Below are 24,872 nucleotides of genomic sequence, written 5' to 3'. Positions count from 1 at the left end.
GGGAACCGGGTGGGTCAGGGGTTGACGATGAAGTCGCCGGCGCGCGGGGTGTCGTTGATTTCGAGCACCAGCGCGTACGAGACCTTCTCGAAGGGGCGGAACACCATCAGCAGGCCGATGCGTTCGTTCGGCAGCTTGATGGTTTCCTTCTTCTCGCCGGTGCGGTCGAGGATGGTCTCGCCGTTCTTGAGGATCGCCAGCACGTGGCCGCTGTCGATGCCGTCGCGCGTGCCCTTGTTGATGGCCACCACCTGGTTCTGCGCCGCGAACTGCACCGCGTTGCCGTAGACCGACACGATGCGGCCCTCGACCTGCGTGGAGGGCGCGCGCGGCGCGTAGCTCAGCAGCTGGCGCGGCGGCTCGGGCAGCAGGCGGTCGCCGGCGCGGATTTCCTCGCGCGCCGCGATCACGTCGACGGTGGCGGGCACGACCGTGATGTAGTCCTTGTCGTCCTTGGTCTCGACCGTGGTCGATTCGCCGCGCTGCAGCCGGACCTTGCCCAGGTACTGGGCTTCGTAGCCGAGGATCTCGCCGGTGCCGGGGTCCTTCAGCGGCGTGGCATTGCGGAACACGCGGTAGTTCTGGAGCGGGCCCGGCACCTCGACCAGGGGCGAATCCTTCTCGCCGCGCGCATAGGCGCGGTCGCCGCGCGACAGCAGCACGCGGCTGTCGTTGCCGGCCACGATGCGCGGCGCGGCTTGCAGCGTGTTCTCGTCGACCACGATCGGCTCGCTGAGGAAGGGCTCGATCAGGCTCGGGTTGAGCGTGGGCAGCGCCATGCCGGACAGCGAATCGAAACGGGTGCGCGGTGTCAGCTTGATGGTGCCGCCCTCGCCGCCGGCGCCGCGGCGCGTGGTGAGGCGGGCGCGGCCGCCGCTCTTGTCGAGGTAGAGCACCTGGCCCGGGTAGATGCGGTGCGGGTTCGCGATCTCGTTGATGTTCATGCCCCAGAGCTCGGGCCAGCGCCAGGGCCGCAGCAGGTACAGGCGCGAGATGGCCCAGAGGGTGTCGCCGGGCTTGACCGTGTACTCGTCGGGCGCATTGGGTGCCAGCTCGCTCAGCGGCACGCCGGCCTGGGCGGTCTGCTGGGCCGTGGCGCGCTGCTGGGCGGTGATCGGATAATTCTGCGCCCAGGCCGCCGTGGTGCCGACGCCACCTGCCGCAACGACCGCGAGGACTGCCAGGGAGGCGGAGAGGTTCGTGCGGCGGGCCGGGGTTGGGAGCTTTTTCATGTCTGGATGGGTGAGCGCACGACGTATCGTGGCGCATACGAATCTCACAATTTGCTACGAATTCTGGCGCCAAGCCCCCGGAAGGGCAACGTTTATCCGGCAAACGCGCGGCCCGCGGCCGCCGAATTGGCGAAAATAGCCACAACTTCCCCCCGATTTCATGGCCAAACGAATCATTCTGAGTTACCCGGACAAGCGCCTGCACACGGTGGCCAAGCCCGTGCAGGGCGTGGACGCGCGCATCAAGACCCTGGTCGCCGACATGCTCGAGACCATGTACGACGCCAATGGCATCGGTCTGGCCGCGACCCAGGTCAACGTGCACGAACGGATCGTGGTCATCGACGTCTCCGAAGAGCGCGATCAGCCGCTGGTGCTGATCAACCCCGAGATCACCTGGGCCAGCGACGAGAAGGTCATCAACGAGGAAGGTTGCCTCTCGGTGCCCGGCATCTACGACGGCGTCGAGCGTTCGACCGCGGTCAAGGTGCAGGCGCTCGACCTCGACGGCGAACTGCGCAGCATCGAGGCCGACGGCCTGCTGGCCGTGTGCATCCAGCACGAGCTCGATCACCTGCTGGGCAAGGTCTTCGTCGAATACCTGTCGCCGCTCAAGCGCAACCGCATCAAGAACAAGCTGCTCAAGCAGCAGCGCGAGGACGTGCGCGAAGGCAGGGCCTGACCGATGGCCGTTGGTGCCTTGACCCGCCTGCCCCTTCTTTGCGCCGCCGTCCTGCTGGTGCTCGCCGGCTGCGCCAGCGAACCCACCCGCATCGTCCCCGGCACCTCGGCCGCCGAAACCCTGCAGCGCCTGGGCGAGCCCACGGGCCGCTATCCGCTGAACGGCGGCGGCGAGCGGCTGCAGTACTCGCGCACGCCGGCCGGTTTCGAGGTCACCGACATCGACCTCGATGCCGCGGGCAAGGTGGTCTCGGTGACCCAGGTGCTCGACGAGCGCCGCTTCGACCACGACATCCAGGTCGACAAGTGGCGCCAGAACGACGTCATGGCCTTCTACGGCCGCCCCTATGAGATCCGCCGCGTGACCTCCTTCGACGGCAATGTCTGGACCTGGCGCTACAAGTCGGTGAACGAGCGCCGCCTGCTCCACATCTACATCGACCCCGCCGGCGTGGTGCGGCGCTACCACACGGGCGACGACCTCGACTTCGATCGGCTGCGCCGGTGAGCCCGTTGCGCGTCGTTTTCGCGGGCACGCCCGAGTTCGCGCGCGTCGCGCTGGAGGCCATCGCGGCCGCCGGCCACGACGTGGCGCTGGTGCTGACCCAGCCCGATCGCCCGGCCGGCCGCGGCATGAAGCTGCAGGCCTCGCCGGTCAAGCAGTGCGCGCTGGCCAAGGGCTGGCCCGTGGCGCAGCCGCGCAGCCTGCGACTGGACGGCAAGTACCCCGACGAGGCCGCCGCCGCGCGCGAGGCCCTGCTGGCGGCGCGTGCCGACGTGATGGTGGTCGCGGCCTACGGCCTGATCCTGCCGCAGTGGGTGCTCGACCTGCCGCGCCTGGGTTGCCTCAACATCCACGCCAGCCTGCTGCCGCGCTGGCGCGGCGCCGCGCCGATCCACCGCGCCATCGAGGCCGGCGACGCGCGCACCGGCATCACGATCATGCAGATGGATGCCGGCCTCGACACCGGCGACATGCTGTCGGTCGAGGCGCTCGAGATCGGCGAGGACAACACCGCCCGCCTGCACGACCGGCTGGCCGCGCTCGGCGGCCGCATGATCGTCGAGGCGCTGGCCGGCGCCGCCGAGGGCCGGCTGGTGCGCACGCCGCAGCCGGCCGAGGGCGTGACCTACGCCAACAAGGTCGAGAAGCAGGAAGCGCTGATCGACTGGCAGCGGCCCGCCGTCGAGATCGTGCGCCGCATCCGCGCCTTCGATCCCTTCCCCGGCGCCAACAGCCCGCTCGAGAACGAGACCATCAAGCTCTGGGCCGCGCATGCCGTGGCCGGCACGGTGTCGGACGCGCCCGGCACCATCCTCGCGGTGACCGGCGACGGCATCGCGGTGGCGGCCGCCGATGCGGTCGTGACCGTCACCGAGCTCCAGCGACCGGGCGGCAAGCGCCTGGGCGTCGCCGATTTCCTGCGCGGCTTCGACCTGAAGACCGGCCAGGTGTTCGGGTGAGCGCCTGATGTTCCTGTCGGCCGCCATCCGGCGCCGCCCGCAGTTCCGCGTGGGCGTGCGCGACATGACCCCCGTGGCGCTGGGCATCGGCGCCTGGGGCCTGATGACCGGCGTCGCCATGGTCAAGTCGAACATGAGCGTGCTCGAGGCCGTGGCGATGACCCTGCTGGTCTACGCGGGCAGCTCGCAGCTCGCGGCCATTCCGCTGCTGTTCGCGGGCGCGCCGGCCTGGGTGATCCTGGCGACCGGCTTCTGCGTCAACCTGCGCTTCGTGGTCTTCAGCCTGCACCTGCGGCCCTACCTGATGCACATGCCGCGCTGGCGCCGCATGCTGCACGGCTACCTCACGGCCGACATGAGCTATGCGCTGTTCACCAAGCAGTACCCGGCGCCGCCGGTCACCGACGAGGAACGGCTCGCGCAGGAGGCCTACCTCACGGGCAACTACGCCGTGACCTGGTGCGCCTGGATGGGCATGAGCCTGCTGGGCATCGCGCTGGCCAACCTGATCCCGCAGAGCTGGGGCCTGGGCTTCGCGGGCGTGCTGAGCCTGGTGGCGATCGTCTGCTCGATGGCCACGACGCGGCTGCGCATCCTCGCGGCACTGATCGCGGGCGCCACGGCGGTGGCGGCCTATGCGCTGCCGCTCAAGCTCAACATCGTGGTCGCCATCGGCGTGGCGGTGCTGCTGTGCTTCTGGCTCGAGAAGCAGTTCGGCCTCGACCCCGAGGCGGAGGACGACAAGTGAAGGGCGAGACCGATTTCTGGACGCTCGCCGTGATCGTCGGCCTGGCCGGCGTCACCGTGCTCACGCGCTGCTTCTTCTTCATCCTCGACCGGCCCTGGGGCCTGCCCGAGTGGGCGCACCGCGCGCTGCACTACGCGCCGGCCGCCGCGCTGGCCGGCGTGATCGCGCCCGAGATCGTGATGACGCAGGGCCACCTGATCACCTCGCTGCACGATGCGCGCATCTACGCGACCGTGGTCGGCGCGGCCTATTACTACTGGCGCCGCGGCGTGCTCGGCACCATGCTGGCCGGCATGGCGGTGTACCTGCCGCTGCACCTCATCTGGGGCTGGTAGCCGAGCGGATCTCGGTGCCGGCCTCGGTCTCGACCCAGCGCACCAGCTCGCTCACGCTCACGCCGGGCCCGCGCGCCGCATCGGCCTGCTGCCACAGCCGGCGGCCCTCCTCGCTGATCGGCGCCGGCATGCCGAGCTCTCGCGCCAGGTCGACCGCGATGCCCATGTCCTTGAGCATCAGCTCGAGCTTGAACGGATCGTCGAAGCTGCGGCTGATCACGCGCTGGTGGATGTGCGTGCGCGTGATCCACGAGCCGCCCGTGGCCTCGTTGAGCACGTCGGTCATCACGGCCGGATCGAGCCCGGCGCGGGTGCCGATCGCCAGCCCCTCGGCCGTGGCCGTGAGCGTGACGGCGGTGATCAGGTTGTTGAGGCACTTCATGGTGTGGCCGGCGCCGAGCGCGCCCAGGTGGAACACCGCGCGGCCCATCGCGTCGAGCAGCGGCCGCGCGCGCGCCACGTCGTCCGGCGCGCCGCCGACCATGAACACCAGCTCGGCCGCCTGCGCGCCCCAGGCCGCGCCCGAGACCGGCGCGTCGACCATCGCGATGCCGTGCTCGGCCAGCCGCGCGGCGGTCTCGCGCGTGATCCACGGTTCGGCCGAGGAGGTGTCGAGCAGCAGGCTGCCGCGCGCCCAGCCCGCGAGCAGGCCGTCGTCGGCGAACACCACCTCGCGCACCACGCGGCCGTTGGGCAGCATGGTCACGATGACGTCGCTGTGCGCGGCCACCTCGCGCAGGCTGGTGCGCGCCGTGATGCCGGGCTGCGATTCGGCGAGCCGCTGCGCCGCGCCGGGCGCGAGGTCGTAGACCGAGACCGCGTGACCGGCGCGCGCGAGGTGGCCGGCCATGGGCGCGCCCATGACGCCGAGGCCGATGAAGCCGACGCGCTCGCGCGCGGTCGAAGCGGGGGATGGTTCGTTGGACATGAGTGAAAGCGGAAACGGTCGGATGAAAAGGGTGCTCAGTCGAGCTGCACGCCCGAGGTCTTGATGACCTGGCCCCAGTACGCGCTCTGCGAACGCGCCATCTCCTGGAACTCCTTCGGCGTACCGGGCAGCGCCTCGAAGCCGAACTCGCTGAACACCTGCTGGATGCGCGGCGTCTGCAGCGCCTTGTGCAGCTCGGCGTTGAGCCGGTTCACCACCTCGGGCGGCATGCCGGCCGGGCCGATGAGGCCATGGAAGGCGAAGGCATTGACTTCCGGATAGCCGAGCTCGGCGAAGGTCGGCACCTCGGGCAGGCCCTTGGCGCGCTGCGGCAGCGCGATCGCCAGCGCGCGCAACTTGCCGGTCTTGAGATAGGGCAACGCGGCCGTGAGGTCGAGCATCATCATCGGCACCTGGCCGCCCATGATGTCCTGCAGCGCCGGCGCGCCGCCCTTGTAGGCCACGTGCGTGATCGACAGGCCGGCCTTCTGCTTGAACAGCTCCATCGCCATGTGGTGCGGCGTGCCGATGCCCGGCGACGCGTAGTTGGTCTTGTCGCCGTTGGCCTTCACGTAGGCGACGAAGTCCTTGAGGGTCTTGGCCTGGAAGTCGGGCCGCACCACCAGCGCCAGCGGAATGCGGCCGATGGCGCCGATGTAGGTGAAGTCGCTTGCGGGCTTGTAGGGCAGCTTGGCGAACATGTGCTCGTTGAACAGCAGCGCCGCGTTCTCGGCCTGCATGATCGTGTAGCCGTCGGGCTTCGACTGCATCAGCAGGCCGACCGCGATGTTGGTCGAGGCGCCCGGGCGGTTGTCGATCACCACCGGCTGGCCCAGCGAGGGCTGCATCGCATCGGCGAGCTGGCGCGCGATGTTGTCGGTGCCGCCGCCCGCGGCATAGGGCACCAGCCACTTGATCGGCTGGTTCGGATAGGGCCCGCTCTGGGCCGACGCGAGGCTGGCGCCGGCCAGCGCGAAGGCGGCGAGCACGGGGGCGATCAGGGGCAGGAAGCGCTTCATCGGTTTGTCTCCGGGGTGGTTTTCTTCAGGGAAATCGGGGCGGCGGCGCGCCTTCCTCGTCGCGGGAAGATCGCGCGCCGCGCGGCGGCCTATGCGTGCAGCGTCTGCCAGAGTTCGCGGTCGCGCTCGGCGGTCCACACCACCGGGTGCTCGATGCCGCGCAGCTCGTCGTAGGCGCGCGAGACGTCGAAGGGCAGCACGTGCTGGAACACCGGCCACTGGCCGAAGCGCGGCTTCATCGCGGCCTCGGCGCGCGCGAAGCAGCCCTTGAGCGCCTCGCCCGCGGCGATGCCGGCGCGCACGCTGTCGAGCAGGGTCGAGAGGAAGGCCTGGGTCAGGTCGATCGCCTCGGCGCAGGCGGCCTCGCCCTGCAGCACCGCGCCGCGGCCCGGTACCAGCACGCGCGGGCGCAGCGCGCGCACCGCGTCGAGCGTGCCGGCCCAGTCGCCGATGTAGGCGTCGCCCGCGTACACGCCGCAGTGGTTCTCGACCACGTCGCCCGAGAACAGCAGGCCGCAATCGGGCAGCCAGGCGACGGTGTCGCCGCTCGAATGGCCGCGGCCCAGCGCCATCAGTCGCAGCTCGCGGCCGATGCCGGGGCGCGGGCCCAGCCACAGGCTCATCTCGTTCTGGAAGCTCAGGGTGGGCCAGGTCAGGCCCGGGATCTCCTCGAGGCCCGCGAACAGGCGCGGGAAGCGCCCCACCTCCGAATCGAAGTCGGCCTGGCCGCGCGTGCGGATCCAGTCGAGCGTGCCCGCGCTCGCGACGATCTGCTCGACCTCGTCGAAGGCGCTCGCGCCCATCACGCGCACCGCGTGGTAGTGGGTCAGCACGATGGTCCGGATCGGCTTGTCGGTCACCGTGCGGATGGCCGCGAGGAAGTCGCGCGCCATGCGCGGCGTGGGGCGGGTGTCGATCAGCACCACCTGCTCGTCGCCGACCACGAAGCCGCAGTTGGGATCGAAGTCGCTGATGTAGCCGAAGGCGCCGGGCGCGAGCTCGCGCAGTTGCGGCTTCTGCTCGCGGGTGTCGGAGGCGGAGGCGAAGGAAACGGTGGCGGTCATGCGGGGTGGGGGCTCGTGGAGTGTTCTTCTTCGGCGGCCGCGCGGATGCAGGCCAGCAGCACCGCCTGGTCGGCGCACTGGTTGGCCAGCAGCAGCACGAGGCGGGCGTTGAGGTCGGCGCTCTGCGCCTCGCTGCGACCTTCGTGCGCGGCCAGCAGCGCGGCATAGAAGCCGTCGGGATCGGGGATGCGGAGTTCGGTGTTCATGGCGCGGGATCGAGGGGGAGGGCCAGGGCGGTGCGGACGGCTTCGGCGATGGCTTCGGGCGTGGCCTGCGCGAGCACGCGCGCGCGGTAGGCATCGGGGCGCACCAGCACGAAGCTGCCGGGCTCGCCCGCGCCGACATGGGCCGCGAGCCGCTCGTCGGGCTGCAGCGCGGGCAGGCCGTGGTCGGTGCCACCGACCGCGAGCAGGCGCAGCGGCAGTCCTGCCGTCGCATCGAGCGCGGCCCGTGCCGCATCCGCCGTCGGCGCGAACCACAGGCCGATGCAGCGCGTGTCCTCGGCCAGCAGTTGCATCAGCGTGGTCTCGCGGCCGTCGGTCCGGCGCAGCGGCAGGTTCTGCACCGTGCGGCCGCCCGCGGGCAACTGCGGCGCGGCGGGGTAGTCGTTGGCGACCGACATGCGCCCGGTGTTCACCAGGGCGCGCGCGAACGGAAAGCGCGCGGCCAGCGCGACCACGGCGCGGCGCAGCGTGTGCTCGGCCGGCGAGCGCGGCGCGAGGAAGCGCGCCGAGCGGCTCGTGACCCGAAGGTTCTCGCGCGCGGCCGGCTGGCGCTCGGCGTCGTAGCTGTCGAGCAGCGCGTCGCCGGCCTGGCCCTGCGCCACCAGCGCGAGCTTCCAGCCGAGGTTGGCCGCGTCCTGGATGCCGCTGTTGCCGCCGCGCGCGCCGAAGGGGCTCACCACGTGCGCGGCATCGCCGATGAAGAACACGCGGCCATGGCGGAAGCGCTCGAGCAGGTGGTCGCGGTAGCCGTAGGGGCCGATCCAGACGAATTCGAACTCCACGCCCGGCCCGAGCTGCTCGCGCAGCCGCGCGCCCGCCACCTCGGGCCGGCTGATGTAGGCGGTGTCGCAGTCCTCGGGCATCTGGTAGTCGATGCGCCAGACGCCGTCGGCCATCAGGTGCTGCCAGACGCCGCGGCCCTCGTTGAAGGGCGCGTCGACCCAGGTCCAGCGCTCGGTCGGCAGCGGCTTGCGAAAGCGCACGTCGCTGATGCACCAGCGGTCGGTGCTGCGCGAGGCATGGGCCTCGATGCCGAGGCCGGTGCGGATCGCGCTGTTGGCGCCGGTGGCGTCGATCAGTCGGTCGGCCTCGATCGTGTAGCGGCCCGCGGGCGTCTCGACCTCGAGGCGCACGCCGTCGGCGAGGGGCTCGACGCGCGTCACGCGGCTCTTCCAGCGCAGGTCGGTCAGGCCGAGCTCGAGGATGCGCTCGACCAGGAACCACTCGATGTAGAACTGCTGCAGGTTGATGAAGGGCGGCTGCCGCGAGACGCTGGCCGCCTGCAGGTTGAAGTTGTAGACCTCCTGCTCGCCCGAGAAGGTGCGCCCGAAGGACCAGGTGATGCCCTTGGCCGCGATGCGCTCGAAGATGCCCAGGCGCTCGAAGATCTCCAGGCTCTTCTGCGCATAGCAGATGCCGCGCGAGGAGGCGCCGCGCACGCCGACGGTGTCGTCCTCGTCGAGCAGCACGGCGCGCACGCCGCGCTGGGCGAGGTCGCAGGCCAGCGTGAGGCCCGAGGGGCCGGCGCCGACGATCACGAGCGGGTGGCGCACCACCTGGCCGCTGGCCAGCTCGGGCGGCGGCACGAAGGGCCAGCTCGGCAGTTCGTAGGCTGGCGCGAAAGCGAAGTTTTCTTCCATGGCTTGCCTGCGTGACTAGAGCGAATGCGCGAACTCGGCGATCGCGTCGGCGGCCTGCGGCACCAGCTCCGGCTGCCCCGCGAGGTAGTGGTTGCCGCCGACGATGTCGACGTTGCGGATGCGCGCGCCGCCCGCGGCCAGCCAGGCATCGCGCGTGCTCGGGAAGGTCGACTGGTCGCCGGTGTAGGTCAGCAGCAGCTTGGGCACCGTGGTGCGCGCGAGGTTGGTGGGGCCGTCGGCCTGCGAGCGCGAGGACCACTGCGAGAGGAAGGCCGTGAGCGAGGTGGTGCGGCCCATCGCGTTGGCCGAGTAGTTGACCTGGCGCGCGTCGCCCCAGACGCTGCCGGGCAGGCGGTCGTTGGGATCGAGCGAGAGGTCGACGCAGCGCGGATCGGCATGGGTGCGGTAGACGATGAAGGTCTGGTCGCGCGGCGCGCCCTCGGTGCCGCGCAGCAGCGCGAGCCGGTCGAGGCACCACTGCTCGATGCGCGCGAGCCGCGCCTGCTGCGCGGTGGAGAAGCGCGCGAGGAAGTCGGCGTCGTAGGGCACGCGGTGGCGCGCGTCGTACATGTCGAGTTCGGGGTCCACCGACAGCGGGTCGTGCTCGTCGGTGACCGAGGGATCGATCCAGTCGCGCATCAGCCGCGTGCGGCCCAGGTGCGCGGCGCACAGCGCGATGCCGTCGACCGGCGGCAGGTCGACGGGGTGCAGGTGGGTGGGGTCGCCGTCGGCGAAGTGCGTGGCCGTGAGCCGCTCGGCCTGCGCCTGGTAGAAGGCCGCGAGCGCGGCGCCGCCCGAGTTGCCGATCAGGAACACCTTCTCGTAGCCGGCCGCGCGCAGGTACTGCACGCCGGCGCCCAGGTCCTGGATCGCGCGCTCCATCAGCAGCACCGTGTCGTTGCCGACGTAGCGCGAGTTGAGCCCCATGCAGCAGATGCCGCGCTCGGCCAGCGGCGCGATCAGGTAGTGGCCCATGAAGTTGCTGGTGGGATGCATCACGATCGCCGCGATGCGCTTCGGCCCCGCGGGCGCGCGGTAGGCGCCGTAGATGCGCGGGCGCAGCATCTGCAGGCCCGACTGGCTCTCGAGCGCCGCGCCCGGCTTGACGTCGATGACGGCGAGTTGCAGTTCAGGCATCGGCCGTGCCTTTCGCGGCCAGCAGCTGCGCCTTGCGCGCGGTCCAGGCGTCGAGGTCGGCATGGGCGCGCAGCGCGTGCGCGTCCATCTCGGCCTGCGGCACCGTCGGCGTGGTCAGTTCCACGCGGATGCCGTTGGGGTCGAAGAAGTAGATCGACTCGATGATGTGGTGGTCGGTGATGCCCAGCACCTCGACGCCCGCGGCCTCGAGCCGGGCCTTGGCGGCCAGCAGGTCGGGCACGCCGTCCACGCGCAGCGCGATGTGGTTGACCCACGAGGGCGTGTTGGGCGAGGGCAGCGCGGCGATGTCGTCGCCGAGGTCGAAGAAGGCGATGAACGAGCCGTCGCGCATCCGGAAGAAGATGTGGACGTAGGGGCAGTACTCGCCGGTGCTCGGCACGTGGTCGCTCTTGATCACGTGCACCAGCGGCAGGCCGAGCAGGTCCTCGTAGAAGCGGCGGGTTTCCTCGCTGTCGCGGCAGCGCCAGGCGAAATGGTGCAGGCCCCGGATCGGGGGCGCGGCGGATGGGGTCGGCATCGGGTTTGTCTCCGGGACGGCCATCGGGGCCGTCCGAGCCGCTATTGGGCGATGGCTGGACCTATGATGCAATCGAAATTAATTCATCGATTGATGAAATAGCCATATGAATCTGACCTTGCGCCAGCTGCGCGCCTTCGCCGCCGTCGCCGAGACCGGCAGCTTCACCGCCGCGGCCCAGCAACTGCACCTGACGCAGTCGGCGCTCAGCGTGCTGGTGCGCGAGCTCGAGCGCGAGATGGGCGTGCAACTGCTCGACCGCCACACGCGGCGCGTGCTGCTGTCGGAGGCCGGGCGCGAGTTCCTGCCCTCGGTGCACCGGCTGCTCGGCGACCTCGCGGGCGCGGTGGCCGGCGTGACCGAGCTGCGCGACAAGAAGAAGGGCCTGCTGCGGCTGGCCGCGCCGCAGCTCATGGCCTGCACGCTGATGCCGCGCGTGATCGCCGTGTACCGCGCGCAATACCCCGACGTGGAGGTGCGACTGGCCGACACCCTGCCCGAGCACCTGCTCGACGGCATCCTCGCGGGCGAGGTCGAGCTGGCCGTGGGGCAGGACCTCGAGGTCGACCCGGCGCTGATCGAGCGCCGCACGCTGCTGCGCGACCGCCACTGGCTGATCTGCCCACCCGGCCATGCCTTCGAGGGGCGGCGCAAGGTGCGCTGGGCCGAACTGGCGCCCTACACCTTCATCGCGCCCACGCGCGACTTCCGCCAGCGCGTGCTGCCCGAGCTCGCGAGCGCCGAGCGCGCCTGGATGCAGCGCCCCGGCACCCAGGAGGTGTCGTACATGACGACCGCGCTCGGCATGGTGGCCTCGGGGCTCGGGCTGACCGTGTGCCCGACCTACTCGGCGCCGCTGGTGCAGGCGCACGGGTTGCGCATGGTGCGGCTGGAGGCGCCCGACTTCCACCGCGAGGTCTGCGTCTACGGCGCGGCGCGGCGTTCGCTGTCGCCCGCGGCGGCCAGCTTCGTGCAGATTCTGGAGCGCTTCGCCAGCGAGCGGGGCGAGGCCTGAAAAGCATCGGCCGGCGTCACGAGACGCACAGTCGCGCAGTGAGGCCCTACCTACAATGCGGGGCGACCCGTATCCATCCCATCCAGACCATGAACGTTCTTCGATTCACCGACCTCTGCGCCCAGGGCAAAGCCGCCGGCCAGCGCGTCTTCATCCGTGCCGACCTCAACGTGCCGCAGGACGATGCCGGCAACATCACCGAGGACACCCGCATCCGCGCCTCGGTGCCCTGCATCCAGCTGGCCCTCGACGCCGGTGCCGCGGTGATGGTCACCTCGCACCTGGGCCGCCCGACCGAGGGCGAGTTCAAGCCCGAGGATTCGCTGGCGCCGGTCGCCCAGCGCCTGGGCGAGCTGCTGGGCCGCGAGGTGCCCTTGGTCGCGAACTGGGTCGACGGTGTCGACGTGAAGCCGGGCCAGGTCGTGCTGCTCGAGAACTGCCGCCTCAACAAGGGCGAGAAGAAGAACGACGAGGCGCTCGCGCGCAAGCTCGCCGCGCTGACCGACATCTACGTCAACGACGCCTTCGGCACCGCGCACCGCGCCGAGGCCACCACCTACGGCATCGCGCAGTTCGCCAAGGTGGCGAGCGCCGGCCCGCTGCTGGCGGCCGAGATCGACGCCATCACCAAGGCCCTGGCCCAGCCCAAGCGCCCGCTGGTGGCGATCGTCGCGGGCTCCAAGGTCAGCACCAAGCTCACGATCCTGCAGAGCCTGTCGGCCAACGTCGACCAGCTGATCGTCGGCGGCGGCATCGCCAACACCTTCCTGCTCGCGGCCGGCCTGAAGATCGGCAAGTCGCTGGCCGAGCCCGACCTGGTCGACCAGGCGAAGTCGGTGATCGAATCGATGCGCGCGCGCGGCGCCGACGTGCCGATCCCGGTCGACGTGGTCACGGCCAAGACCTTCGCGGCCGACGCGCCGGCCACCGTCAAGGCGGCCAGCGAGGTGGCCGACGACGACCTGATCCTCGACATCGGCCCGAAGACGGCCGCGCAACTGGCCGCGCAACTGCGCGAGGCCGGCACCATCGTCTGGAACGGCCCGGTGGGCGTGTTCGAGTTCGACGCCTTCGCGGGCGGCACCAAGGCCATCGCCCAGGCGATCGCCGAAAGCAGCGCGTTCTCGATCGCCGGCGGCGGCGACACCCTCGCGGCGATCGCCAAGTACGGCATCGAGAAGGACGTGGGCTACATCTCGACCGGCGGCGGCGCCTTCCTCGAGGTGCTGGAGGGCAAGACCCTGCCGGCCTTCGAGATCCTGGCCAAGCGCGCCGCGGGCTGAGAGCGCGGAGGGATCGCGCGGATTCCATCGATCCGCGTGGTGTCTTCCACGCGACACATAAATTGTATACAGTAGCGGATACAAAAACGGAGATAGATCCATGAGCACCGACCGCCTTCCCCGCCACGCCACCAAGATCGTCGCTACGCTCGGCCCCGCGTCGAGCACGCCCGAGCTGCTCGAGCAGATGATCATCCACAAGGTGAGCGTGGTCCGGCTCAACTTCAGCCACGGGACGGCGCAGGACCACATCGACCGCGCCACCATGGTCCGCGAGGCGGCGCGCAAGGCCGGCCGCGAGGTCGCGATCATGGCCGACCTGCAGGGCCCGAAGATCCGCGTGGGCAAGTTCGCGCAGGGCAAGATCTGGCTCGAGCCGGGCGCGAAGTTCGTGCTCGACGCCTCGCGCACCGAGCCCGGCGACATCGATGCCGTGGGCCTCGACTACAAGGACCTGCCGCGCGACGTGCGCGCCGGCGACCGGCTGCTGCTCAACGACGGCCTGATCGTGCTGGTGGTCGACGCCGTGCGCGGCGAGGCGGTGCACACCACCGTCAAGCTCGGCGGCGAGCTCTCGAACAACAAGGGCATCAACAAGCAGGGCGGCGGCCTCACGGCGCCCGCACTCACGGCCAAGGACATGGAGGACATCAAGACCGCGATGAGCTTCCAGGCCGACTACGTGGCCGTGAGCTTCCCGAAGAACGCGACCGACATGGAAATGGCGCGCCAGCTGTGCAACGTGGCGGCCGCCGAATACGGCCACAAGCCCGGACTGATCGCGAAGATCGAGCGCGCCGAGGCGATCCCCCGGCTCGAGGAGATCCTGCGCGCCAGCGACGGCATCATGGTCGCGCGCGGCGACCTCGCGGTCGAGGTCGGCAATGCCGCGGTGCCGGCGCTGCAGAAGAGGATGATCCGCATGGCGCGCGAGATGGACAAGGTGGCGATCACCGCGACCCAGATGATGGAGTCGATGATCACCAACCCCGTGCCCACGCGCGCCGAGGTCAGCGACGTGGCGAACGCGGTGCTCGACGGCACCGACGCCGTGATGCTCTCGGCCGAGACCGCCTCGGGCCGCTATCCGCTCGAGACCGTGCAGGAGATGAGCCGCATCTGCGAAGCCGCCGAGGCCGCCGAAGACAAGCAGCTCGACGCCGACTTCAGCGGCCAGTCCTATGCGCGCATCGACCAGTCGATCGCCATGGGCGCGCTGTTCACCGCGCACCACCTGGGCGCCAAGGCCATCGTCGCGCTGACCGAGTCGGGCTCGACCCCGCTGTGGATGAGCCGCCACCGCGCCCACATCCCGATGTACGCGCTGACCTCGCGCCTGGCCACGCAGCGCAAGATGGCGCTCTACCGCAACGTGCGCCCGCTGCTGATGGATTCGGAAAGCGACCGCGACACCGCGCTCGAGCAGGCCGAGGCGCATCTGAAGAAGCGCGGCATCGTGCAGAGCGGCGACGTCTACGCGATCACCTGCGGCGAGCCGATGGGCGCGCCGGGCGGCACCAACATGCTGAAGATCTGCCGCGCGAGCTGATCCGCGCGCTGACAAAGACAAAGGCCGGCGCATGCCGGCCTTTCTTCCTGGCGCCGGCCTCCGGTCAGCCGTTGCGGAACAGGAAGCTGTAGGCGTTGAGCGCCGGCACGCCGCCCAGGTGCGCATAGAGCACCTTCGAGCCGGCCGGGAATTCGCCCAGGCGCACCTTCTCGATCATCCCGTGCATCGACTTGCCCTCGTACACCGGGTCGGTCAGCATGCCCTCGAAGCGCGCGCTCAGGCGGATCGCCTCCAGCGTGCCCTCGTTCGGCAGGCCGTACTCGGGGCCGCCGAAGCGGCGGTCGAGCACCACGTCCTTCTCGGTGATCTCGCGGCCCAGCTCGATCAACTCGGCCGTGTTGCGCGCGATGCGCAGGATCTGCTCGAAGGTCTGCTGCGGCTTGGCCGAGGCGTCGATGCCGATCACGCGATCGGCCCGGCCGTCGGCCGCGAAGCCCGCCACCATGCCGGCCTGCGTGCTGCCTGTGACCGAGCAGAGCACGATGTAGTCGAACTTGAAGTCGAGCTCGGCCTCCTGCTGGCGCACTTCCTCGGCGAAGCCCACGAAGCCCAGCCCGCCCAGCGGATGCTCGGAGCAGCCCGCGGGAATCGGGAACGGCTTGCCGCCGGCCTGGCGCACGCTGTCCATCGCGTCCTCCCAGCTCTTGCGGATGCCGATGTCGAAGCCGGCCGCGTCGAGCCGCACGTCGGCGCCGAGGATGCGCGACATCTCGATGTTGCCCACGCGGTCGTACACCGCGTCGGAGTAGTTGACCCAGTTCTCCTGCACCAGCACGCACTTCAGGCCCAGGTGCGCGGCCACCGCGGCCACCTGCCGGGTCTGGTTCGACTGGATGCCGCCGATCGACACCAGCGTGTCGTAGCCGCCCTCGAGCGCCTCGGGGATCAGGTACTCGAGCTTGCGCGTCTTGTTGCCGCCGAAGGCGAGGCCGCTGTTGCAGTCCTCGCGCTTCGCATAGAGCTCGACCTTGCCGCCGAGGTGGGCGCTCAGGCGCGGGAGCGGATGGATCGGCGTCGGGCCGAAGGTCAGCACGTGGCGGGGGAATTTCTTCAGGTTCATCGGCAAGACTCCAGGGTGAAGCACAGGGGAAGGGCGATGAAGCCGATGGTAGGAAGAAGGCCGAGCAACAGGGTTGCAAAATTCGGTGGCCTCGCAAATCAAAAGAAATCAAGATGCGGGGATCGAAGCCATTTGATGCGCCAAAGCCGCCATGAGCACAACAAAATTGCGTTCCTCGCCTGCGCGTTCCGCCAAGCCGCAGCAGGCCCCCACGCCCGCCGTTTCGGCGGCCGCCGCGCTCGACCGCACCGACCGCGCGATCCTGCGCGCGCTGCAGCGCGACGCCTCGATGTCCAACGTCGCGCTGGCCGCCAAGGTCAGCCTCAGCGCGCCGGCCTGCCTGCGCCGCGTCGAGCGGCTCAAGGCCTCGGGCCTGATCAAGGGCGTGGTCGCGCTGCTCGACGCGCAGGCGCTCGACATGGGCATGCTGGTGATGATCGGCGTGGTGCTCGACCGCTCCACGCCCGACTCCTTCGCCGACTTCGAGAAGGCCGCGCAGAAGGTCTCGGGCTGCCTCGAATGCCATGTGGTCACGGGCGAGTTCGACTACTTCATGCTGGTGCGCACGCGCGACAACGACAGCTTCAACCGGCTGCATGCCGAGCAGCTGCTCTACCTGCCGGGCGTGCGGCAGATCCGGACCTTCGTGGTGCTCAAGCAGGTGCTGTCGACCACACAGCTGCCTCTCTGACACGCGGCGCGCGCGCCATGCGCTGCAATCGGCGCTTCGTCGCGCCGCGAAACCGGCGCCCCTTCCCGCGCGTACCCCTTCGATGACCTTTCCCGTCCTTGCGTCGCTTCGCCGGCGCCGCCGTGCCCTGTCCACCGCTCTGGGCGTCGCCGCGGCCACCGCGCTCGCGGCCTGCTCGCCGATCAAGCTGCTCAACGGCCTGGTGCCCACCGACACCTACCAGTTCCAGGGCGACATCGCCTACGGATCCGCGCCGCGCCAGCAGCTCGACGTCTACCAGCCATTGCCCGACACCGCGCCCGCGCGCGGCCGGCGGCCGCTGGTGGTGTTCTTCTTCGGCGGCACCTGGAGCACCGGCGACCGCGCGAGCTACCGCTTCCTCGGCGAGGCGCTGGCCGCGCGCGGTGCGGTGGTGGTGGTGCCCGACTACGGCCTGTCGCCGCGCCATACCTATCCGGTGTTCGTGCGCGACAGCGCGCTGGCGGTGAAATGGGCGCTCGACAACGCGGCCCAACTCGGCGCCGACCCGAAGCAGGTCTACGTGATGGGCCACAGCTCGGGCGGCTACAACGCGGCCATGGTCGCGCTCGACGGCCGCTGGCTCGGCGAGCTCGGCGCCAGTCCGCGCCAGCTCGCGGGCTGGATCGGGCTGGCCGGGCCCTACGACTTCCTGCCCATCGGCGATCCGCAGACCCGCGTCGCCTTCGACTGGCCGCGCACGCCGGCCGATTCGCAGCCGCTCGCCCACGTCACGCCGGGCGCGCCGCGCACGCTGCTGATGGCCGCGGCCAAGGACAACCTGGTCTACCCCGAGCGCAACACCCTGCCAATGGCGGCCGCGCTGCGCGCCGCGGGCGTGCCGGTCGAGGTGCGGGTGTTCGACAACCTGAGCCACGTCACGCTGATGGGCGCCTTCGGCAAACCCATCCAGTGGCTGGGCGGTCCGGTGCTGCCGCCCGTGGTCGATTTCCTCGGGTTGCCGTCAGTCCCGTCCCACAAGGGCCCTCGGTAGAATCGCGGCAGTTTTCTCTCGTCTTCTCCCCGTCTTCTCACCCTATTTCCCGCGAGGTATTTCCCCATGGCACTCGTCTCGATGCGCGAACTGCTGGACCATGCAGCCGCCAACGGCTACGGCATTCCGGCCTTCAACGTCAACAACCTCGAACAGGTCCAGGCCGTGATGGAAGCCGCCAAGGAAGTCGGCGCGCCCGTGATCCTCCAGGCCAGCGCTGGTGCCCGCAAGTACGCCGGCGAAGCCTTCATCAAGCACCTGATCCAGGCCGCCATCGAGGCCTATCCGCAGATTCCGCTGGTGATGCACCAGGACCATGGCCAGAGCCCGGCCATCTGCCAGGGCGCCATCGACCTCGGTTTCTCGTCCGTGATGATGGACGGCTCGCTGCACGAGGACGGCAAGACGCCGGCTTCGTTCGACTACAACGTCGACGTGACCCGCAAGGTGGTGCAGCTGGCCCACAAGGTCGGCGTCACCGTCGAGGGCGAACTGGGCTGCCTGGGCTCGCTCGAGACCGGCATGGCCGGCGAGGAAGACGGCATCGGCGCCGAGGGCGTGCTCGACCACTCGGCCCTGCTGACCGACCCCGAGGAAGCCGCCCAGTTCGTCAAGGCCACGCAGCTCGACGCGCTGGCCATCGCGATCGGCACCAGCCACGGCGCCTACAAGTTCACCCGCAAGCCCACCGGCGACATCCTGTCGATCTCGCGCGTGAAGGAAATCCACGCCCGCCTGCCCAACACCCACCTGGTGATGCACGGTTCGTCGTCGGTGCCGCAGGACCTGCTCGAGATCATTCGCCAGTACGGCGGCAACATGAAGGAAACCTACGGCGTGCCGGTCGAGGAAATCCAGGAAGCCATCAAGTACGGCGTGCGCAAGATCAACATCGACACCGACATCCGCCTCGCGATGACCGGCGCGGTGCGCAAGTTCCTGGCCGAGAATCCCGAGAAGTTCGATGCCCGCGAGTGGCTCAAGCCCGCGCGCGAAGCCGCCAAGCAGATCTGCAAGCAGCGCTACATCGAGTTCGGCTGCGAAGGCCAGGCGCCCAAGATCAAGGGCGAATCGCTGCAGGTCGTCGCCGCCAAGTACACCAAGGGCGAGCTCGCGCAAGAAGTGGTCTGAGCCGCTTGCCGTGAATACCCGGCCACCGCTCGCGGTGGCTTTTTTCTGCGCGCACAATCCGCTTCACCGTCCCCCGTTTTTCACCGTTCGCTGTCCCTGCCCATGACCACCGTCCACACCTCCTCCATCCAGAGCCTGCCCCTGCTTGCGCGCGGGAAGGTGCGCGACAACTACGCGGTCGGCGAGGACCGCATCCTGATGGTCGCGAGCGACCGGCTCAGCGCCTTCGACGTGATCATGGGCGAGCCGATCCCCGGCAAGGGCGAGATCCTCACGCAGATGGCGCTGTGGTGGTTCGACCGGCTCGGCCAGCTCTGCCCCAACCACCTGACCGGCGACGCGCCCGAGAGCGTGGTCAAGCCCGAGGAAGTCGCCCAGGTCACGGGCCGCTCGATGCTGGTCAAGCGCCTGAAGCCGATCCCGGTCGAGGCCGTGGTGCGCGGCTACCTGGCCGGCAGCGGCTGGAAGGAATACCAGGAATCGCGCGCGGTCTGCGGCGTGCCGCTGCCCGAGGGCCTGACCAACGCGAGCAAGCTGCCGCGCCCGATCTTCACGCCCGCGGCCAAGGCCGCCGCCGGCGAGCACGACGAGAACATCAGCTACGAGCGCGTGGTCGAGATCGTCGGCCCCAAGCTCGCGCAGCAGATCCGCGAGACCAGCATCGCGATCTACGAGACCGCGGCCCAGATCGCGCTGACCAAGGGCATGATCATTGCCGACACCAAGTTCGAGTTCGGCCTCGACGAGGCCGGCACGCTGGTGCTGATGGACGAGGTGCTCACGCCCGACAGCTCGCGCTACTGGCCGGTCGAGGGCTACGAGGCCGCGCTGGCCGCCGGCACCAACCCGCCGAGCTACGACAAGCAGTTCGTGCGCGACTGGCTCGAGGCCACCAAGATCAACGGCAAGCCCTGGGACAAGACGCCGCCGGCGCCGCGCCTGCCGGCCGAGGTGATCGAGAAGACCGCCGCCAAGTACCGCGAGGCGCTGGAGCGGCTGACGGCCTGAGCGGGCCGGGGTTTCGTATCAAAGGGTCGGTTCTCCGGCCCTTTTCCTTTTCAGCGACCCGAACTCAGCGTTGCCACCGTGCGCCCGCCCGCGTCGAGCAGGGTCAGCCGTCCGGGCGCCAGCCGGTAGCTGGTCGTGCCCTGCAGCACCGCGAGGAACTGCGCCTCGGTCGCGCCGCGCACCGGGTCGGCGCAGGCCATGCGGGTGGCGGCGATCTGGCCGATGCGCAAGGCGCTGCCGGTGCGCGTGTACGAGCCCGAGATGCGGTTGCAGCCGCCCGAGCCGGTGACGCGGGCGTTGGCGCGGTCGAACTGCAGCTGCGCGTCGCTGCCCGGCGCGATCGCCTCCTCGCCCAGCTGCGCCAGGCGCCACACCGGGCCTTCGATCGGCTCGTCGAGGTTGATGCCGCTGCCGCAGGCGGTCAGCAGTGCCGCGAGCGCGGTGGCGGCGAGGGCGGGAAGCACGCGGAGGGCGGCAGGGCGGGCGGAGGAGCGCATGGCCAGTCTGTCCTTTTGACGAATCTGCAACAAGGTGAAATCGGCGTCATCGTATGCGAGCCGGCGTGGCTCGCCAACGCCGGGGGCCAGTGGGTGTTCGAGCCCCGCGCGCTCAGCGCGGCAGGTCGGCCGCGAGCGCCACGCCGCCATCGAGCCGCGCCTGCACGCAGCGCCGCACGGCCGGCGGCGTGGCGTCGTCGGCCAGCAGCGCCGGCCACTCGGCGCGCGCCTGGCGCACCGTGTCGCGCGCGATCGCCAGCAGCCGCGCGGGACGCAGCAGCCCGGCGTCGCGCAGCAGCGCCTCGAGCGCGGGCCAGCCGAAGGCGCGCAGCTTGGCGTCGATGGCGCGGTTGACCGCGTAGTCGCCGCCGGGCACCTGCTCGAAGAAGGCGGCCACGCAGACCGGGTCGTAGAGCGGCGCGAGCACCGGCGCCACGCCGTCGGGATAGCGCAGCGCCCAGTTCTTCAGGTGCGCGTCGCTGTTGCCCAGCAGGATGAAGGCGACGATGCGGCGCACGCATTCGCGCACGTCGGCCACCGGGTTCGGCGACAGCCGGTCGAGCACGCGCAGCATCGCGGGCCCGTCGATCGCGAGGCCGCGGCCGTACTTCTGGCGCGGCTCGTACTGCAGCACCTGCGCGAACTCCTCCATGTGGATGCGCCCGCCGTCGGGCGTGCGGTCGAAGCGGCGCACCGCGAGGATCTGCTCGAACGGCAACTGCTCGGGCAGGTCGGCGTCGGCGCGGCCGATCACGCTGGCCTCGGCGCAGTCCAGGCCGAGCGCGCCGCACAGGCGGTAGCCGGTGATCTCGTTGGCGACCAGGTCCGGATGGCGCGTGGTCGGCAGCTTGAGGATGAAGGAACCGGCCGCGCCGTGGCGCCGCACCACGTAGCGCCGGCCGTCCTGCACGGCCGAGAACTTGGTCACCACGCCGGGGATGGCGGCGGCGTCCTCCACCGGCATCTCGACGAAGCCGGGCTCGAGCACGTCGAGCCCGAGCGCGGTGTGCCAGTGCCGCACCGTGTCGGGAATGCCCTCGGCCCGGGGCACCGGCTCGACCTCGATCGCGCCCATCAGGTCGTGGCCGGCGGCGGCCAGCAGTTCGAACTCGTCGTCGGCGCGGCAGCCGCGCTGCTGCGCGAGGCGCTCGCGGTTGTGGCCCTCGGGCAGCAGGTTCTGGAAATAGCCGGGCCAGTGGCCGTCGCCGCGCGACACCCGTGCATCGCGTGCCGAGCCCAGGATGGCGCGCGTGGCGGCCTCGTCGGCGCCGCGGTAGGCCAGCGACAGCGTGGGGCGCGCCGGGTCGTCGACATAGCCGGGGTCGAAGGACACGCGCAGGATGTCGCCGTATTGCGAGAGCCAGCCGATGGCGCGCCGCCGCGAGGCATCGCCGCCCGGGGCGTGCAGGTACATCCGCAGGTAGCGGATGCTGGTGGTGAAGGCGGCGTCGCTCACGGTGGCGGGGCGCTCAGCGCGGGCCGCGCCCGGTCTCCAGGCTCTGCGCGATCGACGGCGGCGCCTCGATGCCGGCCGGCTGGCCGAGCAGCCGGCCGCCCGCGCGCACGAAGTCCTCGAGCGTGGGGCGCAGCGCCGCGGGCACCGGCATCAGGTCGAGCCCCAGCACGCGCGCCATCTCGAGCAGGGTCGACAGCCGCGGATCGATCTGGCCGCTCTCGATGCGCTGCACCGTCATGCGCGACAGGCCCGCGCGCGTGGCCAGCGCCTCCTGGCTCAGGCCAGCGGCCTTGCGCGCCTGTTCGAGTTCCTGGATCAAATGGATCATTGGAGCGATCTTTTCAGGAAAAAAGAGTATTAATAGTAGCTATGTGGGCGTGGCGAGGCAAATAAAAAAGCGACTCGTAAGTCGCTTTTTGATGAAATTGCGCATTCGGCTGCGCTTTTGCGGAAATCGCCTCAGCTCAACACCACGCTGCTGAGCCGGCGACGGTAGGTCGCCACGGTCGGATCGTCGGGCGGGATCTGGCCGTCGGCCACCTTCACCTTGGGCGGCTCGATCAGCTCGAGGATCGCCACGTAGGTCTTGCGCGCGAGCTCCTCGCTCCAGGCCTTGTCGCGCATCAGGATCTCGAGCAGCTCGTCCATCGCGGCGGTCCACTGCTGGTCGGCGACCAGCAGGCGGGCGCGGTCGAAGCGGGCCTGGAAGTCGCGCTTGTTGGCGGCGATCTTCGCGTCGAGCTCGGCCACGGCCGGTGCCGCACCCGTGGGCGGGGCGGCGAAATCGATGGCGTCCATCCAGCGCTGCAGCGCCTCGAAGCGGCGCACCGCCGCGGCCTTGGCGATCACCGGCGCGAACGCCACCTTGGCGTCGTCGGAACGGCCGAGCTGCAGCAGCAGCTTCACGTAGTCGAAGCGGGCATCGTCGTTGGCCGGGTCGGTGGCCACCGCGTGCTGCAGCTTCTCGAGCGCACCCTCGGTGTCGCCCTCGGCCAGCGCTTCCTGCGCCGCTTCTTCCTCGGCGGCCGCTTCGGCCTCGTCGGCGCCCGGCACGTGCTTGTCGAGGAACTCGCGGATCTTCTCGGCGGGGATGGCGCCGACGAAGCCGTCGACCGGCTGGCCGTCCTTGAACATCACGCAGAACGGGATGCTGCGCACGCCGAACATCTCGGACAGCTGCGAGGAGATCTGCGGCACCTTGTCGGCGTCGAGCTTGGCCAGCGTGAAGCGTCCGGCGTACTCCACCTCGAGCTTTTCGAGCACCGGCCCGAGCTGTTTGCAGGGGCCGCACCATTCGGCCCAGATGTCCAGCAGCACCGGCCGGGCGAGGGAGGCTTCGATCAGCTCGTCCTGGAAATTTTCGAGAGTGATGTCGATCATCGGGAACAACTGGGGGTGAAACGTAAAATTGAAACCATGAACGAAACCATTCAGGTCGGTGTGGTGATGGGCTCCAACTCCGATTGGGAGACGATGCGCAACGCGGTCGAGATTCTCCAGCAATTCGGCATCCGTCACGAAGCGAAGGTGGTCTCCGCCCACCGCATGCCCGATACGCTCTTCGCGTACGCCGAAAGCGTCGCCGGGCGCGGCCTCGCGGCGATCATCGCCGGCGCGGGGGGCGCGGCCCACCTGCCGGGCATGCTGGCCTCCAAGACCACGGTGCCGGTGCTCGGCGTGCCGGTCGCCAGCCGGCACCTGCAGGGCGTCGATTCCCTCTACAGCATCGTGCAGATGCCCAAGGGCGTGCCGGTCGCCACCTTCGCCATCGGCAACGCCGGCGCGGCCAACGCGGCGCTGTTCGCGGTCTCGATGCTGGCGGTCAACGACCCCGGCCTGCGCGCGAAGCTCGATGCCTTCCGCGCGGCCCAGACCGCCGCGGCCGAGGCGATGGCGCTGCCGCCCGTGGAACCGGCCCCGGTTTCTCCTTTCTCGCCGCAAGGCGGAGGTGCCCTGTGAGCAGCAACCACGGCGACCTGCCGATCCTTCCGGGCGCCACGCTCGGCGTGCTCGGCGGCGGCCAGCTCGGCCGCATGTTCGTGCATGCCGCCCAGCGCATGGGCTACTTCACCGCGGTGCTCGACCCCGACGCCGACAGCCCGGCCGGCCGGGTCAGCCACCACCACATCCACACCGACTACGGCGACGTCGACGGCCTCGCGCGGCTGGCCGGCCTGGCCGACGCCGTGACCACCGAGTTCGAGAACGTGCCCGCGCCCTCGCTCGAGCACCTCGCGGTGGCGCGGCCGGTGGCGCCCGCCGCCCCGGCGATCGCGATCGCGCAGGACCGGATCGCCGAGAAGGCCCATTTCGGCCGCTGCGGCGTGGCCTGCGCGCCCTACGCGGCGATCGAGACGGCGGCCCAGCTCGCGGCGGTGGACGACCGGCTCCTGCCCGGCATCCTGAAGACCGCGCGCCTGGGCTACGACGGCAAGGGCCAGCAGCGCGTGCGCACGCGCGCCGAGCTGGTCGATGCCTGGCAGGCCACGGGCTGCGTGCCCTGCGTGCTCGAGCAGCTGCTGCCGCTGGACTTCGAATGCTCGGTGATCGTGGCGCGCGGCCGCGACGGCCAGGTGGTGCACTTCCCGCCCCAGCGCAACCTGCACCGCGACGGCATCCTGGCCGTGACCGAGGTGCATCCGCAGAACATGCCCAAGACCGTGGCCCAGGCCGCGATCACCGGGGCGAAGAACATCGCCAACGGCCTCGGTTACGTCGGCGTGCTGTGCGTCGAGTTCTTCGTGCTGGCCGACGGCTCGCTGGTGGTCAACGAGATGGCGCCGCGCCCGCACAACAGCGGCCACTACACCATGGAGGCCTGCGACGTGTCGCAGTTCGAGCTGCAGGTGCGCACCCTGGCCGGCCTGCCGCTGGCCATGCCGCGCCAGCACAGCCCGGCCGTCATGCTGAACCTGCTGGGCGACCTGTGGTTCTCGGCCGGCGACGACACGCCGGTCTCGCCGCGCTGGAGCGAGGTGCTCGCGCTGCCCGGCGCCCACCTGCACCTGTACGGCAAGATCGAGCCGCGCCGCGGCCGCAAGATGGGCCACCTGACCTTCACCGGCGCCGACGCCGGCCAGGTGCGCGCCATCGCCTCGCAGGTCGCGCTGCTGCTCGGCCTGCCGCCGGTGGCATGAAG

Annotated in this window: 27 protein-coding genes; 14 read left to right on the top strand and 13 right to left on the bottom strand. The window is 70.4% G+C overall.

The genetic code is table 11. The features are described 5' to 3' along the window. Window positions 1-14: 14 nt before the first annotated feature. The gene (locus tag BM109_RS30365; RefSeq protein ID WP_093351309.1) at window positions 15-1,232 is read right to left on the bottom strand and encodes a LysM peptidoglycan-binding domain-containing protein; all 1,218 of its coding nucleotides are present in this window, start codon (window positions 1,230-1,232) and stop codon (window positions 15-17) included. Window positions 1,233-1,392: 160 nt separating this feature from the next. Here BM109_RS30365 and def point away from each other — a divergent pair, with 160 nt between their 5' ends. Genes def through BM109_RS30340 form a run of 5 tightly spaced genes read left to right on the top strand, consistent with a single transcriptional unit; the run spans window position 1,393 to window position 4,460 of the window. After that, window positions 1,393-1,914: a peptide deformylase gene (gene def / locus BM109_RS30360; protein WP_093351307.1), complete on the top strand. Its 522-nt coding sequence runs from the start codon at window positions 1,393-1,395 to the stop codon at window positions 1,912-1,914. Window positions 1,915-1,932: 18 nt separating this feature from the next. Further along, window positions 1,933-2,421 carry a hypothetical protein gene (locus BM109_RS30355; protein ID WP_256222872.1) on the top strand — a complete coding sequence of 163 codons (489 nt, stop codon included), beginning with the start codon at window positions 1,933-1,935 and terminating at the stop codon, window positions 2,419-2,421. Further along, window positions 2,418-3,377 carry a methionyl-tRNA formyltransferase gene (fmt, locus tag BM109_RS30350; RefSeq protein ID WP_093351302.1) on the top strand — a complete coding sequence of 320 codons (960 nt, stop codon included), beginning with the start codon at window positions 2,418-2,420 and terminating at the stop codon, window positions 3,375-3,377. The genes BM109_RS30355 and fmt overlap by 4 nt, the downstream gene beginning before the upstream one ends. A gap of 7 nt (window positions 3,378-3,384) precedes the next feature. Then, window positions 3,385-4,125: an AzlC family ABC transporter permease gene (locus tag BM109_RS30345; RefSeq protein ID WP_093351299.1), complete on the top strand. Its 741-nt coding sequence runs from the start codon at window positions 3,385-3,387 to the stop codon at window positions 4,123-4,125. Then, entirely contained in the window at window positions 4,122-4,460 is a 339-nt protein-coding gene (locus BM109_RS30340; RefSeq protein WP_093351297.1) for an AzlD domain-containing protein, read from the top strand. Before BM109_RS30345 ends, BM109_RS30340 begins: the two co-directional genes overlap by 4 nt. Here the strand turns inward: BM109_RS30340 and BM109_RS30335 are convergent. From BM109_RS30335 to BM109_RS30305, 7 genes are all read right to left on the bottom strand, one after another. Then, on the bottom strand, window positions 4,444-5,388 hold the full coding sequence (locus tag BM109_RS30335) for an NAD(P)-dependent oxidoreductase (RefSeq protein ID WP_093351294.1): 945 nt from the start codon (window positions 5,386-5,388) through the stop codon (window positions 4,444-4,446). The genes BM109_RS30340 and BM109_RS30335 overlap by 17 nt on opposite strands. A 35-nt stretch (window positions 5,389-5,423) precedes the next feature. Further along, complete coding sequence (locus BM109_RS30330; protein ID WP_093351292.1) at window positions 5,424-6,407, bottom strand: Bug family tripartite tricarboxylate transporter substrate binding protein; 984 nt, start codon at window positions 6,405-6,407, stop codon at window positions 5,424-5,426. A gap of 89 nt (window positions 6,408-6,496) precedes the next feature. Then, window positions 6,497-7,471: an MBL fold metallo-hydrolase gene (locus tag BM109_RS30325; RefSeq protein WP_093351289.1), complete on the bottom strand. Its 975-nt coding sequence runs from the start codon at window positions 7,469-7,471 to the stop codon at window positions 6,497-6,499. After that, on the bottom strand, window positions 7,468-7,677 hold the full coding sequence (locus BM109_RS30320) for a DUF2783 domain-containing protein (RefSeq protein WP_093351286.1): 210 nt from the start codon (window positions 7,675-7,677) through the stop codon (window positions 7,468-7,470). Before BM109_RS30320 ends, BM109_RS30325 begins: the two co-directional genes overlap by 4 nt. Then, window positions 7,674-9,335, bottom strand: coding sequence for an FAD-dependent monooxygenase (locus BM109_RS30315; protein ID WP_093351284.1), 1,662 nt, complete (start codon window positions 9,333-9,335; stop codon window positions 7,674-7,676). Before BM109_RS30315 ends, BM109_RS30320 begins: the two co-directional genes overlap by 4 nt. 15 nt (window positions 9,336-9,350) lie before the next feature. Continuing rightward, window positions 9,351-10,472, bottom strand: a complete 1,122-nt coding sequence (locus BM109_RS30310) for an alpha/beta hydrolase family protein (protein WP_093351281.1) — start codon at window positions 10,470-10,472, stop codon at window positions 9,351-9,353. Next, window positions 10,465-11,010 carry a VOC family protein gene (locus BM109_RS30305; protein ID WP_057594377.1) on the bottom strand — a complete coding sequence of 182 codons (546 nt, stop codon included), beginning with the start codon at window positions 11,008-11,010 and terminating at the stop codon, window positions 10,465-10,467. Before BM109_RS30305 ends, BM109_RS30310 begins: the two co-directional genes overlap by 8 nt. A 106-nt stretch (window positions 11,011-11,116) precedes the next feature. Here BM109_RS30305 and BM109_RS30300 point away from each other — a divergent pair, with 106 nt between their 5' ends. The 3 genes from BM109_RS30300 (at window position 11,117) to pyk (ending at window position 14,857) form a co-directional block, all read left to right on the top strand. Further along, the gene (locus BM109_RS30300) at window positions 11,117-12,025 is read left to right on the top strand and encodes a LysR family transcriptional regulator (protein WP_093351278.1); all 909 of its coding nucleotides are present in this window, start codon (window positions 11,117-11,119) and stop codon (window positions 12,023-12,025) included. 89 nt (window positions 12,026-12,114) lie between these two features. Next, window positions 12,115-13,308 (top strand): phosphoglycerate kinase, encoded by a 1,194-nt coding sequence (locus BM109_RS30295; protein WP_093351276.1) that lies wholly within the window; start codon window positions 12,115-12,117, stop codon window positions 13,306-13,308. Window positions 13,309-13,408: 100 nt separating this feature from the next. Next, on the top strand, window positions 13,409-14,857 hold the full coding sequence (pyk, locus tag BM109_RS30290; protein ID WP_093351273.1) for a pyruvate kinase: 1,449 nt from the start codon (window positions 13,409-13,411) through the stop codon (window positions 14,855-14,857). A 64-nt stretch (window positions 14,858-14,921) separates the two neighbouring features. Here pyk and BM109_RS30285 read toward each other — a convergent pair whose 3' ends face one another. Then, window positions 14,922-15,938, bottom strand: a complete 1,017-nt coding sequence (locus BM109_RS30285; protein ID WP_093351271.1) for a 1-aminocyclopropane-1-carboxylate deaminase — start codon at window positions 15,936-15,938, stop codon at window positions 14,922-14,924. Between the two features lie 151 nt (window positions 15,939-16,089). Between BM109_RS30285 and BM109_RS30280 the strand changes: the two genes are divergently transcribed. The 4 genes from BM109_RS30280 (at window position 16,090) to BM109_RS30265 (ending at window position 19,780) form a co-directional block, all read left to right on the top strand. Beyond that, window positions 16,090-16,629 carry an Lrp/AsnC family transcriptional regulator gene (locus tag BM109_RS30280; RefSeq protein ID WP_093351268.1) on the top strand — a complete coding sequence of 180 codons (540 nt, stop codon included), beginning with the start codon at window positions 16,090-16,092 and terminating at the stop codon, window positions 16,627-16,629. Window positions 16,630-16,711: 82 nt separating this feature from the next. Further along, the gene (locus tag BM109_RS30275; protein ID WP_093351266.1) at window positions 16,712-17,641 is read left to right on the top strand and encodes an alpha/beta hydrolase; all 930 of its coding nucleotides are present in this window, start codon (window positions 16,712-16,714) and stop codon (window positions 17,639-17,641) included. Window positions 17,642-17,707: 66 nt separating this feature from the next. Next, complete coding sequence (fba, locus tag BM109_RS30270; protein ID WP_093351263.1) at window positions 17,708-18,772, top strand: class II fructose-bisphosphate aldolase; 1,065 nt, start codon at window positions 17,708-17,710, stop codon at window positions 18,770-18,772. Window positions 18,773-18,874: 102 nt separating this feature from the next. Continuing rightward, window positions 18,875-19,780, top strand: coding sequence for a phosphoribosylaminoimidazolesuccinocarboxamide synthase (locus BM109_RS30265; RefSeq protein WP_093351259.1), 906 nt, complete (start codon window positions 18,875-18,877; stop codon window positions 19,778-19,780). Between the two features lie 50 nt (window positions 19,781-19,830). Here the strand turns inward: BM109_RS30265 and BM109_RS30260 are convergent, their stop codons facing one another. From BM109_RS30260 to BM109_RS30245, 4 genes are all read right to left on the bottom strand, one after another. Further along, window positions 19,831-20,244 carry an META domain-containing protein gene (locus BM109_RS30260; protein WP_256222871.1) on the bottom strand — a complete coding sequence of 138 codons (414 nt, stop codon included), beginning with the start codon at window positions 20,242-20,244 and terminating at the stop codon, window positions 19,831-19,833. A 145-nt stretch (window positions 20,245-20,389) separates the two neighbouring features. Then, a complete protein-coding gene (locus tag BM109_RS30255; RefSeq protein WP_093351672.1) occupies window positions 20,390-21,691 on the bottom strand; it encodes a type II toxin-antitoxin system HipA family toxin in 1,302 nt (433 codons plus the stop codon). A gap of 55 nt (window positions 21,692-21,746) precedes the next feature. Further along, window positions 21,747-22,061, bottom strand: a complete 315-nt coding sequence (locus BM109_RS30250; RefSeq protein ID WP_093351252.1) for a helix-turn-helix transcriptional regulator — start codon at window positions 22,059-22,061, stop codon at window positions 21,747-21,749. A 131-nt stretch (window positions 22,062-22,192) separates the two neighbouring features. Continuing rightward, on the bottom strand, window positions 22,193-23,113 hold the full coding sequence (locus tag BM109_RS30245; RefSeq protein WP_093351250.1) for a tetratricopeptide repeat protein: 921 nt from the start codon (window positions 23,111-23,113) through the stop codon (window positions 22,193-22,195). Between the two features lie 36 nt (window positions 23,114-23,149). Between BM109_RS30245 and purE the strand changes: the two genes are divergently transcribed. Then, entirely contained in the window at window positions 23,150-23,692 is a 543-nt protein-coding gene (purE, locus tag BM109_RS30240; RefSeq protein WP_093351249.1) for a 5-(carboxyamino)imidazole ribonucleotide mutase, read from the top strand. Further along, a complete protein-coding gene (locus tag BM109_RS30235) occupies window positions 23,689-24,870 on the top strand; it encodes a 5-(carboxyamino)imidazole ribonucleotide synthase (protein WP_093351246.1) in 1,182 nt (393 codons plus the stop codon). Before purE ends, BM109_RS30235 begins: the two co-directional genes overlap by 4 nt. Window positions 24,871-24,872: the final 2 nt, after the last annotated feature.

The sequence above is a fragment of the Variovorax sp. PDC80 genome, assembly GCF_900115375.1.
In the GTDB taxonomy this organism is placed as follows: domain Bacteria; phylum Pseudomonadota; class Gammaproteobacteria; order Burkholderiales; family Burkholderiaceae_C; genus Variovorax.
Note: the sequence above shows the minus strand (reverse complement) of the source record. Positions and strands in the feature narration are given on the sequence as shown.